Raw genomic sequence first — 14,001 nt, forward strand, 5'->3', positions numbered from 1 at the left:
ATGCTGAGGAGAAAAAATGGCATCCGCACTACTTGTGATCGATGTTCAGGAAGGGCTATTTCGCCCGGAGCCACGACCGGCACTGGCTGATGCCATAGTTATGCGTATCAACGATCTCACATCCCGCGCCAGAGAACATGACATTCCGGTCTGTTTTGTCCAGCATGAAACGAACTCAGGGGAACTGGAGTTTGGGTCAGCAGCGTGGGCGCTGGTAAAACAATTGAAAGTCGAGGCGACCGATAACCTTGTCAGAAAAACGACAGGGGATGCATTTTTGAGAACATCTCTCAGTGCGTTGTTGGAAACACTGTCCGTTTCACACCTCTTTGTATGCGGTTACGCCACCGAATTTTGTGTAGATACGACCGTCAGACGCGCTGCGGCGTTGGGTTACGACGTCACGCTAGTGGCTGATGCGCATACCACGCACGATAAGGCGCATGCGAGTGCTGCCCAAATTCGGGAGCATCATAATTACACTTTGCCTGAGATAACGAGTTTTGGCTCTCGCATTCTGGCGCTGTCTTCAGACCGGCTTAATTTTCCCTCTAACTGATCGCCCAGGATAAATAAATGTCATTAAATTTATTCGATGATGCAGAGCAAAGCCGTGTCTGGCATGAAGAACTGTGCCCCGGCGCGCTGGTACTGCGTCACTTTGCGTTGTCGTATGAACCGGCAATTTTTGCCGCCTTGGATGAGATTGCCGCTCAGACACCGTTCCGTCATATGGTGACGCCGGGCGGCTTTACGATGTCGGTGGCGATGACTAGTTGCGGGTCGTATGGCTGGGTGACGGATCGCAGGGGTTATCGTTATGACAAAGTTGACCCCCTCAGTGGAAAACAATGGCCTGTTTTGCCGGAAGTATTTCGAAAATTGGCTGAGGATGCGGCGGCGCGCGCTGGTTTTGCGGATTTTGCGCCCGATGCTTGTCTGATTAATCGCTACGCTGCTGGCGCACGGTTGTCGTTGCATCAGGACAAGGATGAGCGTGATATCGGCCAGCCGATTGTTTCTGTTTCTCTTGGTATCCCGGCCATTTTTTTGTTTGGCGGTGCTTGCCGGGAAGATAAAACACAGCGAATACAGCTGACGCATGGAGATGTGGTGGTGTGGGGCGGCCCGGCCCGATTGCATTTTCACGGCATTTCGCCATTAAAAGAAGCGCATCATCCGCTGACAGGGGATGTACGGATTAATTTGACGTTTCGTAAAGCAACCTGAGCATTAAGCGCGACGAGCTTTGCGCCGCAAATATCGCGTTAACCGCTGGCTGTGTTTATTGTGCGGCAGACTGTGACAACTTGCAAAATGCTCTACACTCACGAGCACTTCCTACGGCTCGATGCATCCACCTTTTGTCCACTCTGCGCTGAATGTCTATCTCTCCTGCAAAACCCCTTTTCGATTCCAATGCAACAGCGGCTGCCCCCGCGCTCGAATGTCGCGGCCTGCAAAAATCTTATGGACACGGTCGGACTGTGCTGGCGCATCTGGATTTTGCGTTGCAGCCCGGCGAATATGTTGCCGTTATGGGCGATTCTGGTGTCGGCAAATCGACGCTGCTGAATCTGATTGCCGGACTGGATAATGCCGACGCAGGCATGGTGCTGATCGATGGCGTGGCGATGTCCAGTCTAGACGAAGATGCTGCAACGCGTTTGCGCCGCCAAAAACTCGGTTTCATATTTCAGGCATTTCATGTACTGCCACATCTGACGCTGCTACAAAATGTGGCGTTGCCGCTGTTATTGAACGGGCAAGGTTTTGCGCGTGCAACTGAAATGTTGGCGGCAGTGGGATTGGCAGGCAGAGGCAATGACTTCCCGCGCCAGCTATCGGGCGGCGAAATGCAACGTGTTGCGATTGCACGGGCGCTGGTACATCGGCCTAAACTGATTCTGGCTGATGAGCCTACCGGCAATCTCGATCCGGAAACCGCGCATGAAGTATTGACGCTATTGCGCCATGAATGCAAAGCCAACGGCGCTTCGGCGATTATGGTCACGCATTCAATGGCGGCAGCGGCAACCGCCGACCGTATTCTTGAGTTGACCGCAAGCGGTCTGCATCCGCTGACGGCGAAGGTCTGAACCGACGATGAGCAAGGTTGACCTGATCGCCACCGTATCGACTATGAAACCATCAGTAAAATCCGGTTTCAGCAATATTCCTCTGTTGTCGCGTTGGTTGCTGTTTGCCGAGTGGCGCGCTTATCCAGTGCGGTCATTGGTAGCGGTGATCGCCATCGCGCTGGGGGTGTCGCTGGGCTATGCTGTGGATTTGATTAACGGTGCTGCCTTTAATGAATTTTCTGCCGCCGCAAGAAGTTTATCTGGCTTGGCCGACTTGCAGGTGCGCGGTGTGCAGCCGCTGTTTGATGACGCGCTGTATCCGCAAATTGCGCGTCAAAAAGGCGTGGCGTTGGCTAGTCCGGTATTGGAGCTCGATGTTACAGTGCCCAGTTTGCCCGGTGTGCCTGATGCTCCCGGTCAGCACAGTGCGTTGAAAGTCCTTGGCATAGATGTCTTTCGTGCAGCCTTGATTGCGCCCGATCTGACTGGCGTGCCCAGCGTTGATCATCCGTTCGATACGCTCTCCGATGATGCAATATTTCTGTCCCCTGCGGCGCAAGAGTGGTTAAAAGTCCATCCGGGCGATCAACTGGCGTTGCGCAGTGGCACGGGTATTGTCACGTTGCGGGTTGCCGGCGGCTTGGTGCGGGCAAGGGCAGGTCAGCGAATTGGGGTCATGGACATTGCTGCTGCGCAATGGCGCTTTGGTCGCATAGGAAAACTATCCGGGATTGATCTCCGGCTGGCACCGGGCGTGAATCGGGATGCGTTCCGCCGCACTCTGCTGGCGCAGATGCAGGGGCAATTGCAGGTGTCGGAAATTCAGGATCAAGAAAATCGTACCAATAATATGTCCCGCGCTTATCGGGTCAATCTGAATGTGCTGGCGCTGGTGGCGCTGTTTACTGGCGCATTTTTGGTTTTCTCCACGCAGGCGTTGTCTGTGATTCGGCGGCGGGCGCAGTTTGCCTTGTTACGGGTTTTAGGCCTGACGCGTGGTCAGTTATTGCGTCAGATTTTGCTGGAAGGTGGTTTGCTTGGCGGGTTAGGATCGTTGTTGGGATTGGCTTTAGGCTACGCGATGGCGGCGACGGCATTGCATTTTTTTGGCGGCGATCTGGGCGGCGGATTTTTTCGTGGCGTGCAGCCTAGCGTACAGTTTGATGCTCCGGCGGCATTCATTTTTCTGGCGCTCGGCACCGGGATTGCGCTGTTGGGAAGTCTGGCCCCGGCGCTTGAAGCATCGCGTGCAAGACCAGCGGCGGCCCTTAAATCCGGTAGCGGCGAGGTGGCTTTAGCGCGTCTGGCGACCGCATGGCCAGCGTTGCTTTGTTTACTAGTGGCCGCGCTGTTGACGCAAATGCCGCCTCTGTTCGATTTGCCTATCTTTGGCTATTTCGCGGTGGCCTTGATGCTGATCGGTGGGATTGCGTTAATGCCGCGTTTGGCGTCATGGGTATTTCCCATTGTGCAGAAGCTCAGCTTAAAAACACGCAGCGGCGTGATCAGAACGTTGGCGCTGGCCAGGTTAGCCAACGTGCCGGGCCATGCATCTATTGCACTGGGCGGCGTGTTATCCAGTTTTAGTCTGATTGTGGCGATGGCGATTATGGTGTCAAGCTTTCGGGTCTCGGTGGACAATTGGCTGGCGCAATTGTTGTCTGCTGATTTATATGCACGCTCTGCCAGCAGCGGCGATACCGGCGCGATGCGCAGTCCCGAGCAGTTTTTACTGGCGGCTGTGCCGGGTGTTAAACGCGCTAATTTCTCGCATACATCGACCTTAACCCTTGATCCGGCGCGGCCGCCTGTGACGCTGCTTGCGCGAGAAATCGATGCATCCGATCCGGCGCGCAGTGTGCCGATCACTGGCAAAGTTCTTTTACCAGCGGCGATACCGCCGGATGCGTTGCCGATCTGGGTGTCCGAGGCGATGCGCGATATCTACGGCTATCAACTCGGTCAGCGCGTGCAATTGCCGATAGGCGCGCATGTGCAGTCGTTTGTGGTGGCGGGTATCTGGCGTGACTATGCGCGGCAAACAGGGGCGATTCAGCTACGGCTAGGTGATTATCGGCGTCTGACTGGCGATACCGATGCAACCGAAGTCGCGCTTATCTTGCAGCAGGATGCCAAACCGAACGCCGTCATTGCCGCCATGCGTAAGCTGCCATTTGGCGCATCGCTAGAATTTTCTGCGCCGGGCGATATTCGCGCACTTAGTTTGAAAATTTTCGATAGAAGTTTTGCTGTCACGTATTTGCTTGAGGTGGTTGCGATTGTGATTGGTTTGTTCGGCGTGGCGGCGACATTTTCGGCGCAAACGCTGGCGCGGACTCAGGAGTTCGGTATGTTGCGCCATGTTGGCGTCACGCGGCGGCAGATTCTGGCGGTGTTGGCGTTGGAAGGGTGTTTGCTGACCGCGCTGGGGATCGCGGTTGGTTTCTTGCTGGGATGGGCGATCAGTTTAATCCTGGTGTTTATCGTCAATCCGCAATCTTTTCACTGGACCATGCAATTGCATATGCCGTGGCAAGGTTTGGGATGGGTCGCGTTGTTGCTGCTGATTTCTGCCACGCTGACTGCCGTTGTGTCGGGCTTGCGGGCGGTGGCGATGGATGCAGTGCGGGCAGTGCGGGAGGATTGGTGATGCGATACGTTTTTCGGCGCGGTTGGTTTAGCGCGATTCTTCTAGGGATTTCGATATTGTTAACGGCTGGCATAACCAACGCTGCGCCGCCGCAATTTGCGCAAGTCACGCCAGATCACCCGCTGACATTGCCGCAAGATACCGGGGCGCATCCGGACTTTCGTACCGAATGGTGGTACGCAACGGGCTGGCTGACTACGCCGGATGGCAAACCGCTGGGATTTCAGATCACTTTTTTCCGCTCAGCGACCGATCATGATCGCGCCAATCCGAGTGCGTTTGCGCCGACTCAACTCATCATCGCTCATGCTGCGTTATCCGATCCAAGTTTGGGAAAATTGCTGCACGACCAGAAAAGCGCCCGTGCCGGTTTTGGTCTTGCCTATGCCAAACAGAGCAATACCGATGTGGCGCTAGACGATTGGCGTATCGTACGCAGCCCGGATGGCAGTTATGCGGTAAATGTTATCGCTCGTGATTTCACGCTGAAACTGACATTGATGCCGACACAGTTGCCATTGTTGCAAGGTGAGGGCGGTTATTCGCGTAAGGGGCCAAAACCTGCGCAGGCCAGTTACTACTACAGCGAGCCGCAATTACGCGTCAGCGGTACGGTTTTGCGCGCAGGTCGGGATAGTCAGACCGGGAATGACCAAGCCGTAACCGGCATCGCCTGGCTGGACCATGAATGGTCGACCAGCGTGTTGGATGCTGATGCGTCTGGCTGGGACTGGTTAGGCGCGAATCTGGATGACGGCGGGGCGCTGATGGCGTTTCAGATACGCAGCCGGACCGGCACCAAAGTCTGGGCACATGCAGCGTTGCGTGACGCTGGTGGAAAAATCACGCAGTTTGGCCCCGATCAGGTGAGTTTTGTACCGCAACGGCTATGGCGTTCGCCGCGCACTGACGCCAGTTATCCCGTGCAATCGTTATTGCGAACCGGGCCGATTGAATGGCTTTTGAAACCGTTGCAAGACGATCAGGAGCTTGATTCGCGTCAGTCGACCGGCTCGGTGTATTGGGAGGGGGCTGTTACGGTTAATCGCGATGGAAAATCCGCCGGGCGCGGCTATTTTGAATTAACCGGCTATGTAAAACCCTTGAAATTCTAAGGGTTTGCACGCGTTGCGGCGCTGAGACGGGCCGGGCCGTTTTCAGATAGCAAGTTGATATCTGTTATATCGAAAAAAAACCTATTTTTTAGATCGCCTGTGACCGCGCCTGCGGCATAATATCGAGCAAATCTGCCACTGCCGCTGCACTTTGGCAGCGCCGACAAGGTAGGCGATTTTTACACCAAATACGTACTATACGAAAAGGTAAGACATCATGATCGCTTCTCCTTCGCACGAACTGACGATGACCGTGCTGATGACGCCGGATATGGCGAATTTTTCCGGCAATGTCCATGGTGGCACGGTACTTAAATTTCTCGATAGCGTGGCCTACGCTTGCGCCAGCCGGTATTCAGGAACGTATGTTGTGACATTGTCGGTCGATCAGGTAGTTTTTCGTGAGCCGATTCATGTGGGCGAGTTGGTGACTTTTCTGGCATCGGTGAATTACACCGGCACGACTTCGATGGAAATCGGTATTAAAGTCGTCACTGAAAACATCCAGAAACGCTTGGTCAGGCACGCAAATAGTTGCTACTTTACGATGGTTGCGGTCGACGAATTCCGTAAGCCTATCCCGGTGACGCCATTGGAGCCGGTGACAGAAGAACAACGCGAACGCTTTAACAATGCGTTGGTGCGGCGCGATTTCCGTAAAAAAATCGAAGCCAGCCGCATTAAAAGCGTCTAGCATTTGATATTAAAAAGTTTGCTTTCGATCCTTTTTACGCAAAGGATCAAGCAAATGTCGCAACGCGTTGTGGTCTAGCTCATACATCAGCGCAAGCAGCGCGCCCAGCTCACCAGACGGAAAGCCTTCACGCGCAAACCAGCCAAGATAATGTCCGGGTAAATCCGCGATCAGTCGCCCTTTGTATTTGCCATACGGCATTTCCCAGGTCACTAAAAGGGCTAAAGCTTCAGGTTGCATGGTTGGTTATCAGCTTTATGTCAGGTCTATGCAATTCCGCTGGACAGCGGCGGCGGAAGCCGTATCATAAGCGTCCCGCAGCTATTGGCATTGATAGAGTAATAATGAGCGCTTTTCCGCCTTTGCACGGGTCTTCCCAAAGACCTCTTTCGAAACAAGCTGTACGGCGCGAATCCAGCATTGCGCGCAGCGCGCTGCGGTCTCCAAAGCAGGTCAATACTTGTCAAAGTAGCAGCGCTAGTTTTCAAAGCGGCTTCATCGATCTGTTGAAGATTATCGCAGCGCAATGCATTGTCTTGCACCATTTAGCATTTTACGGCCCAATGTCAGACCACGTTCGCCCATTTGCGCCGATGTTTATCGGCTGGCTGGACACTTACGCACGTATCGCTGTGCAGGTCTTTCTGGTGACCAGCGGTTTTTTGGCCGCCAAGTCACTTGCGCCAGCTGGAATGCCGGGTATCGCTGATCCTTTACGCGTAGTGTGGCGGCGTTATGTTCGGTTGGTGCCGCCTTTTATGGTGGCAACGGCATTGGCGGTCGGCGCTTCTGCGCTAGCTGGCGCATGGATGACGCATTACTCTATTTCTGCGATGCCGACGTTGTTGCAACTGGCGGCGCACGCACTTTTGCTACATACCGTTCTGGGCTATGAGTCGATATCGGCCGGTGCCTGGTATGTTGCCATCGATTTTCAGCTATATGCTTTGTTAACATGTTTGATTTGGATGGCTGGCAAACTGGCTGTGCGACGAAGCGTGCCCTGGTTAGTACCGTGTTTGGTGATTGGCGGCGTTTGCGCCTCGCAGTGGTACTTTAATCGCGACGCCAGGTGGGATGCCTGGGCCATCTACTTTTTCGGCAGTTATGGGCTGGGTGTTCTGGCTTGGTGGGCGCGCGATCCGGCCCGTCACCGGGCGACCGTTGTGCTTTTGGCGGCGGCAATATTGTTGCCAACGCTTGGTGCATTAATGGTAGATTTTCGTAGTCGCATTGCTGTTGCTTTGGTAGTTGCCTGTGCGCTGGTGTGCATCAGCAGGCGTCAAAATCACCATTTCGGGCCTAGCTGGCTACGGATGGGCGGTATGGGCAGCAATGTCGGTAAAATATCTTATGGGGTATTTTTGGTGCATTTTCCCGTTTGTTTGATTGTGAACGCGATTTTTACGCGCTTTGTTCCTGCGCAACCGCTCTTGCAGGCATTTGGTATGTTGCTGGCGTGGGGATCGAGTATGCTGGCTGGCGCGGCATTTTATCGTTGGGTGCAGCTGCCGCTGAGTCGCCTGTCATCGCGTGGCGTCGGCCGGGCATCTGCGGATAGCGCCGTACCCCCTTTTTTGCAACCTACGCTTTCCACCTTAAAATAGGCCTATGGCCCTTCAAAACACACTTCTCAAACAGCAAGAATCCGCGAAACGCATTAAGGCGCGCTTCGTCGCCATTTCGTGGCGCGATCTGGCGATTAGCTTCGGCCCGATTGTGCTGCTAGCGATAGTCGCTATCTGGCTAGCCATCTGGCTGATCGATCCCGCGCCGCCCAAAACAATCACCATCACGACCGGACCAGAGCATAGTAACTTTTGGAACGACGCGCAGAAATATCGCAAAATACTGGCGCGCAACGGCGTTACGTTGAAAATCGTGATGTCGGAAGGGTCGTTAGACAATCTCAAAAAATTAAATGATCCGACTACCGGTGTCGATATCGGATTTGTACAGGGCGGGCTTGCTGCTGATATGTCGACCGACAGTCTGATGTCGCTGGGAAGTATTGCGTATGTGCCGGTTTCCGTATTTTATCGCGGCAAAGAAACCATAGACCGTTTGTCTGAGTTGAGCGGAAAACGTGTCGCTATCGGTTTGCAAGGAAGCGGTTCGCGGGTATTGGCACTGACCTTATTGAAAGCCAATGGCATTGTTCCGGGCGGCAAGACTGCGTTGCTGGATATGGGCGGCGATGAGGCTGCCAAGGCGCTGACTGACGGTAAGATCGATGCCGCATTTTTGATGGGCGACTCTGCCGCACCGCCGACGATGGGCAAGTTGTTGCGGGCACCGGGAGTTCGTCTGCTGGATTTTGCACAGGCGAGCGGCTATGCGCGGCGTTTTAGCTATTTGAATGAACTCAAAATCCCTAAAGGAGTGTTTGATTTTGGCCGGAATATTCCCGATCATGACATTCGTTTGATCGCGCCGACGGCGGAATTGGTGGCGCGTGAGAACTTGCATCCGGCCTTATCGGATTTATTGATCGATGCCGCGAAAGAGGTGCACAGCGGTGCCAATGTGTTGCAACGCGCTAACGAGTTTCCAGCGCCACTGGCGCACGAGTTTCGTATCAGCGACGACGCCACACGGTATTACAAATCAGGTAAAGGATTTTTTTATCGCACCTTGCCGTACTGGCTTGCCAGTCTGGTTGATCGTACCGTGGTGGTCTTGTTGCCGTTGATTTTGTTGCTGATTCCGGCATTTAAGTTGGTCCCGTTGCTATACGGCTGGCGCATTAAATCAAGAATTTATCGCTGGTATGGTTCGTTGATTGCATTGGAGCGGGGGCCTGTCGCGCATACACCGGAAGAACATGCCGAGATGCTGCAACGTCTGGATCAGATCGAAGAGGCGGTGAATCGCATGAAAATGCCGCTGGCCTTTGCCGATCAGTTTTATGTGCTGCGCGAGCATATCGGCTTCGTTCGTACCAGACTGGCCAGCAGCAACTAGTATTTTCGCCGCTGGCCTTGTATCTTTTACATCGCTTTGCACTGCACGGGATTCCCGGCGGCTAACGTTGTGACATCTCCGGCGATGCCCGTCACAGCGTCTGCCACTGCACGTTGGACCCCGGCGACCAGCGCATCCATGCCCGCGCTAACCGGTTCTGACACTGCCAACTGACAAGCGGCGCTGCGGCCGTTGTCAGAGCGCGTAATGGTCCAGCCGAATAACGCGTGTACTTTATCTCCCGGTACCGCGTCGAACTCTCGCAATTCAATCGCAATCCGATAGGCCGGTGAACCTGCCGGGCGACCGCCGCGTGTGACATCGACCGCGCCTAGACGGTTTGCCAGCCCACTGGCGAGAGCATCGCGGAGTTCGTAGTTGAATGACGACGACCACCGATCCTGTTCCAGAATATCGACGCGGGTATTTTGTGATCGCACCACTAACTGTGGGCGGGCCAGTCGTTCCGGCAAGCCGATGGGTGGTACTTCAATGAAAATATTCTGCGTCGTCGGCTTGGCGGTGCTGAGTTGCGAGGGCGTTGCCAGCGTATAAAACCGCGTCGGCGCAACGCTACAGGCTGCCAAAAGTAGGGCTGCGCTGATGCTGGCGACGCTGAGCAAGCAAGAACGGCTCCGCCGGCGGGAGGTTATGGCTATCATTTAGTTTCCTCTTTTTTGCCACGAATCAATGATTCGGGATGTCGTTCCAGATAATCGGTCAACACCCGCACCGAAGCGGCTGAACGCGCGACTTCCTGCAATGTCTGGCGCAGATCCTGTTGTAGGGGCGCATCCGCAGACAGGGTTTGCTCTGCCGCATTCAACGTTTTGCGTACATCTTTCATCGCGGCGGCGACTTCCGGGGCAACGTCGGTATTGAGCGTCTTGGTCAATTGCTCGGCGTTGATGAGGGTACGATTCAGCGTTCCCAGTGTTTTCTGCAGATCGCTGCCGATCTGGTCAAATGGCACTTTGCTGAGCTTACGTGCAATATCGGCGATTTGCGATTGGATTTCGTCCAGGCTGTTCGGAATCGTTGGCAACTCTAACGGTATTTTGGTCGTGTCTACTTTTACCGGCGGTGCTTTCGGGAAAAAGTCGAGTGCGACATAAATCTGACCAGTCAGCAAATTACCCGTGCGTAGCTGCGCGCGCAAGCCGCGCGAGATCATGTATTGCAAGCGCTCTTGCTGGGTATACTTTGATTCCTCTCCATCCTCAAAAATATGACGTCCAAGGCGCTGCGGATAAATTTCCACCAGCACCGGCATTAGAAATTCACGTTTTTTGTTGTCGTATTCAATTCCAATGGATTTGACTTCACCTAGCTCAACACCGCGGAAATCGACGGTTGCGCCCGGGGATAGTCCACGCAGCGACTGATTAAAGTAAAGCAATACGGTTTCAGGCACGCCATCGGGTGCTTTCATGGCCATATTTTGATCTTCGGCTAGCACAAATGCCGTGTTTTCCTTAGCGACTGGGCCGATCCCGCCATCTGGCGCTTGCATCGCAATCCCGCCCAGTACGACAGTTGCCAAGGATTGGGTGCGCAGCTTAAAACCGCTTGAATTGATCTGCATATCGAAGCCGCTGGCATGCCAGAAGCGGGTATTCTTGCCGACAAATTTTTCATACGGAGAGTTAATAAAAATCCGTAATGTGACCCCTTTGCCATCGCTGTCCAGATCGTAAGCCGATAATTGCCCAACCTTGATGCGGCGATAGTAAACCGGTGAGCCGATATCCAGTGAGCCGATATCGCTGGAGTGCAACAGATATTGCTGACCAGCGGAATCCCGCGTGACGATCGGCTGGACTTCTAGCCCGATGAAGTCATCTTTGGTCTCTTCAGAACTGCCAGCATCTGCGCCGATGTAAGCTCCGGACAATAAGGTGCCGAGGCCAGATATCCCAGACGCAGCAACGCGTGGCCGCACCACCCAGAACCGTGCATCTTTCGCGGTAAAGCTTTTGGCATCCTTAAGTAGCTGCACGGTGGCGATGACGTGCGAATGATCTTTGCTAAGCGAAATTTTATCCACCGTGCCGATATCCACGTCTTTGTACTTTACTTTGGTTTTTCCGGCTTCCAGACCTTCTGCCGTATGGAACGTCACCGTAATCACGGGGCCACGCTCTACCAATATCTTTGCCACCAGCGTCAGACCGACTATGGCTGCGACAATCGGAATCAGCCAGACCAGTGAGGGCAGCCAATCACGCGGACGTTTTAGTTTTGGCGTAGGCAGATCCGGCGCCGACGATGGTTGCTTTTCTTCACTCATTTTGTTCTTTCAGTGGATTCTGTGACCTCTCCAGATCAAGACTGTCGGCAGTCTTGTCCCAGGTCAGACGAGGGTCGAAAGTTAGTGATGCCAGCATGGTCAACACAACGACGGAGCCAAAAGCCGCGACGCCGATGCCCGCCGTGATGCGGGCGAAACCGCTAATTTGTACAAGGCCTGCCAGCAACGATACGACAAATACATCCAGCATTGACCAGCGTCCGATCACTTCAACGATGCGATAGAGCTTTGCACGTTCCAGTCGACGCCAGCGGCTATGTTTTTGCGCGGTAAAGGTCATTAAAATCATGGCACTGAGTTTAAATAGGGGGACTAAAAAACTCGCTATAAAAATAATTGCCGCCAGTTCCCAGTCTCCGGAGACCCAAAAATAAATCACGCCGCTCATGATGGTGTCTTGCTGGACGCCTAATAGCGATCTGGTAATCATGACCGGCATCAGATTGGCAGGAAGATACATCAGGCAAGCAGCGAACAGTAAGGCCCAGGTACGATTGAAGCTATCAGGTTTTCGCAGGTGCAAAGGTGTATTACAGCGACCGCAGCGATCGTGCTCTGCGACGTCTTGCCAGACCGTGGCGCAATGATGGCAGGACATCATATTGCGGTTGGCAGCGGTTTCCACGGCAATGTCCTCGTCCGGGGCATCCGGTTCACGGGAATATGCGTGAAGTGGGTCAGGCGTTGTCATAGCGTTTCTCCGCACTGGGGGACGGCGTTATCTGCCAGAAATAGCGGGGATCGAATGAAATGACCGCGGTTAATAAGATGGTTAATATGCCAAAGGCCCACAGCGCAACGTCCGGCAAGACAGTCGCCATATTGGATAATTTGACGATTGCGACCAACACGCCCAACAAAAAAACTTCGATCATGCCCCACGGGCGCAGGGTTTGCATAGCGCGTACCATCCAGCGAAAACCCGGCGGATGCGTGGCGTCAGGGCGCGGGATTAACAAGTAAATAAGAAATAACAGCTGCATCAGTGGAAACACGATTGTGGTTGCCAGCACCAGCAGTGCAACCGGCGTCATGCCTTCTGCGCTGAGTGTCAACACAGCGCCAAACAGCGTGGTTTGATTACGCAATCCTTGCAGTTCAATCTCCACAATCGGAAATGCGTTGGCGATGATGAACGTAATCAGACCCGCAACAGCCAGCGGCAGCAGGCGTTGACGCTGGCGGCTGGAATCGCGCTCAAGCTCTGTACCGCAACGCGCGCAAATGGCAATTTCGTCGGTGCCGAGCGGGCGCTTCTGATACAGCGCATCACATCCTTCGCAAGCGATCAGATCGGGGAGTTCACGCATTATTGGTGTGGGTTAGCGATCGATTGAATGGGTGGAAAAAATTTTCACACATTAGCCCTCCGCATTTTTAATCATCAATGGGGCTGTTAAAGCTGGGCCAGCAGGATCGTTAGGAAACAATTTCTGCCAATGCAGTGTAACGCGCATTATTTGTCTCGTGGCTGTGAGCCGCGCAGAAATAGTTTGACGACGCTTTGGACATGCAAGTCCAGACTGCGTTGCTCGATCTGATGCGCTAAGCCGAACAACGCGTGTCGCAACGGGGCGTCGGTGATCATGCTGATAAACAGTTGCGCTGCTTTGGTGGGGTCGTCTATCTCCAGCGTTCCTCGCTTTACTTGTGAGGCCAGATAACCGGCGACTAAATCCTCGGTGCGCATGGGGCCAGCCTGACAAACCTTTTCTGCCAACTCAGGAATCCGCTGGGCCTCGGTCAGGCCCAATCGATACAGGCTGACGGCGTCCGGCGAAGTCACTCTGGTGATGATGATGGTGCCTAGCGTGGTCAGCGCCTTTTCAGGCGTGCAGGTATCCAAAACACCATTTTCAATGACCTTGGTTAATTCACTGACTACTAGCCGTTTGATGACCGCTATTAATAACGCACCCTTGTTGGGGAATTTTTCGTAAATGGTCCGTGTGGAGACTCCGGCGGCGCGGGCGATCCGGGCAATGCTGGCTAAGCCATAGCCTTCTTTCAAAAAAATCGTCGTCGCGGCGTCCAGCAAAAGGTCGAGGCGCTCTGCTTCAGTCCCCGATTTTGGGCGGCCCGCACGAGATTTTTCTGCCCCCGATTCAGGGGGCGCCAGTAGGCCGATTTGTTCCTCTTTTTGTTGCATAATTTCCATTTATAAATAAAACGTTTCGTTTTTTTAA

General features: G+C 53.9%; 14 protein-coding genes. 8 read left to right on the forward strand and 6 right to left on the reverse strand.

Features of this window, described 5'->3' with window-relative positions:
* The first annotated feature begins 16 nt into the window (after positions 1-16).
* The 6 genes from C7W93_RS02175 to C7W93_RS02200 all read left to right on the forward strand — a co-directional run bounded on the left by C7W93_RS02175 (position 17) and on the right by C7W93_RS02200 (position 6,540).
* Positions 17-559, forward strand: a complete 543-nt coding sequence (locus C7W93_RS02175; RefSeq protein WP_108438539.1) for a cysteine hydrolase family protein — start codon at positions 17-19, stop codon at positions 557-559.
* A 17-nt stretch (positions 560-576) separates the two neighbouring features.
* Positions 577-1,230, forward strand: a complete 654-nt coding sequence (gene alkB, locus C7W93_RS02180; protein WP_108438540.1) for a DNA oxidative demethylase AlkB — start codon at positions 577-579, stop codon at positions 1,228-1,230.
* Between the two features lie 152 nt (positions 1,231-1,382).
* A complete protein-coding gene (locus tag C7W93_RS02185) occupies positions 1,383-2,099 on the forward strand; it encodes an ABC transporter ATP-binding protein (protein WP_108438541.1) in 717 nt (238 codons plus the stop codon).
* 43 nt (positions 2,100-2,142) lie between these two features.
* Entirely contained in the window at positions 2,143-4,731 is a 2,589-nt protein-coding gene (locus C7W93_RS02190) for an FtsX-like permease family protein (RefSeq protein WP_108440435.1), read from the forward strand.
* On the forward strand, positions 4,731-5,846 hold the full coding sequence (locus C7W93_RS02195) for a lipocalin-like domain-containing protein (RefSeq protein ID WP_108438542.1): 1,116 nt from the start codon (positions 4,731-4,733) through the stop codon (positions 5,844-5,846). The genes C7W93_RS02190 and C7W93_RS02195 overlap by 1 nt, the downstream gene beginning before the upstream one ends.
* Positions 5,847-6,063: 217 nt before the next feature.
* Entirely contained in the window at positions 6,064-6,540 is a 477-nt protein-coding gene (locus tag C7W93_RS02200; protein WP_201747147.1) for an acyl-CoA thioesterase, read from the forward strand.
* A 9-nt stretch (positions 6,541-6,549) separates the two neighbouring features.
* Here the strand turns inward: C7W93_RS02200 and C7W93_RS02205 are convergent, their stop codons facing one another.
* Positions 6,550-6,780, reverse strand: a complete 231-nt coding sequence (locus C7W93_RS02205; protein WP_108438543.1) for a DUF3820 family protein — start codon at positions 6,778-6,780, stop codon at positions 6,550-6,552.
* Between the two features lie 263 nt (positions 6,781-7,043).
* Between C7W93_RS02205 and C7W93_RS02210 the strand changes: the two genes are divergently transcribed.
* Together C7W93_RS02210 and C7W93_RS02215 are read left to right on the forward strand one after the other, a co-directional pair.
* The gene (locus C7W93_RS02210) at positions 7,044-8,147 is read left to right on the forward strand and encodes an acyltransferase (RefSeq protein ID WP_225869842.1); all 1,104 of its coding nucleotides are present in this window, start codon (positions 7,044-7,046) and stop codon (positions 8,145-8,147) included.
* 4 nt (positions 8,148-8,151) lie between these two features.
* Positions 8,152-9,504 (forward strand): TAXI family TRAP transporter solute-binding subunit, encoded by a 1,353-nt coding sequence (locus C7W93_RS02215; RefSeq protein WP_108438545.1) that lies wholly within the window; start codon positions 8,152-8,154, stop codon positions 9,502-9,504.
* 26 nt (positions 9,505-9,530) lie between these two features.
* Here C7W93_RS02215 and C7W93_RS02220 read toward each other — a convergent pair whose 3' ends face one another.
* The 5 genes from C7W93_RS02220 to C7W93_RS02240 form a co-directional block, all read right to left on the reverse strand.
* A complete protein-coding gene (locus tag C7W93_RS02220; RefSeq protein ID WP_108438546.1) occupies positions 9,531-10,166 on the reverse strand; it encodes a membrane integrity-associated transporter subunit PqiC in 636 nt (211 codons plus the stop codon).
* Positions 10,163-11,794, reverse strand: a complete 1,632-nt coding sequence (locus tag C7W93_RS02225; protein WP_108438547.1) for an intermembrane transport protein PqiB — start codon at positions 11,792-11,794, stop codon at positions 10,163-10,165. Before C7W93_RS02225 ends, C7W93_RS02220 begins: the two co-directional genes overlap by 4 nt.
* Positions 11,787-12,506 (reverse strand): paraquat-inducible protein A, encoded by a 720-nt coding sequence (locus tag C7W93_RS02230; RefSeq protein WP_108438548.1) that lies wholly within the window; start codon positions 12,504-12,506, stop codon positions 11,787-11,789. The genes C7W93_RS02225 and C7W93_RS02230 overlap by 8 nt, the downstream gene beginning before the upstream one ends.
* Positions 12,493-13,125: a paraquat-inducible protein A gene (locus tag C7W93_RS02235; RefSeq protein ID WP_108438549.1), complete on the reverse strand. Its 633-nt coding sequence runs from the start codon at positions 13,123-13,125 to the stop codon at positions 12,493-12,495. The genes C7W93_RS02230 and C7W93_RS02235 overlap by 14 nt, the downstream gene beginning before the upstream one ends.
* 146 nt (positions 13,126-13,271) lie before the next feature.
* Positions 13,272-13,964 carry a TetR/AcrR family transcriptional regulator gene (locus C7W93_RS02240; RefSeq protein ID WP_161539858.1) on the reverse strand — a complete coding sequence of 231 codons (693 nt, stop codon included), beginning with the start codon at positions 13,962-13,964 and terminating at the stop codon, positions 13,272-13,274.
* Positions 13,965-14,001 lie beyond the last annotated feature (37 nt).

The sequence above is a fragment of the Glaciimonas sp. PCH181 genome, from assembly GCF_003056055.1.
In the GTDB taxonomy this organism is placed as follows: domain Bacteria; phylum Pseudomonadota; class Gammaproteobacteria; order Burkholderiales; family Burkholderiaceae_D; genus Glaciimonas.

Coding starts and splice junctions, on each gene's coding strand:
- C7W93_RS02175 (WP_108438539.1), top strand. CDS start 17: ATGGCATCCGCACTACTTGTGATCGATGTTCAGGAAGGGCTATTTCGC.
- alkB (WP_108438540.1), top strand. CDS start 577: ATGTCATTAAATTTATTCGATGATGCAGAGCAAAGCCGTGTCTGGCAT.
- C7W93_RS02185 (WP_108438541.1), top strand. CDS start 1,383: ATGTCTATCTCTCCTGCAAAACCCCTTTTCGATTCCAATGCAACAGCG.
- C7W93_RS02190 (WP_108440435.1), top strand. CDS start 2,143: ATGAAACCATCAGTAAAATCCGGTTTCAGCAATATTCCTCTGTTGTCG.
- C7W93_RS02195 (WP_108438542.1), top strand. CDS start 4,731: ATGCGATACGTTTTTCGGCGCGGTTGGTTTAGCGCGATTCTTCTAGGG.
- C7W93_RS02200 (WP_201747147.1), top strand. CDS start 6,064: ATGATCGCTTCTCCTTCGCACGAACTGACGATGACCGTGCTGATGACG.
- C7W93_RS02205 (WP_108438543.1), bottom strand. CDS start 6,780: ATGCAACCTGAAGCTTTAGCCCTTTTAGTGACCTGGGAAATGCCGTAT.
- C7W93_RS02215 (WP_108438545.1), top strand. CDS start 8,152: ATGGCCCTTCAAAACACACTTCTCAAACAGCAAGAATCCGCGAAACGC.
- C7W93_RS02220 (WP_108438546.1), bottom strand. CDS start 10,166: ATGATAGCCATAACCTCCCGCCGGCGGAGCCGTTCTTGCTTGCTCAGC.
- C7W93_RS02225 (WP_108438547.1), bottom strand. CDS start 11,794: ATGAGTGAAGAAAAGCAACCATCGTCGGCGCCGGATCTGCCTACGCCA.
- C7W93_RS02230 (WP_108438548.1), bottom strand. CDS start 12,506: ATGACAACGCCTGACCCACTTCACGCATATTCCCGTGAACCGGATGCC.
- C7W93_RS02235 (WP_108438549.1), bottom strand. CDS start 13,125: ATGCGTGAACTCCCCGATCTGATCGCTTGCGAAGGATGTGATGCGCTG.
- C7W93_RS02240 (WP_161539858.1), bottom strand. CDS start 13,964: ATGCAACAAAAAGAGGAACAAATCGGCCTACTGGCGCCCCCTGAATCG.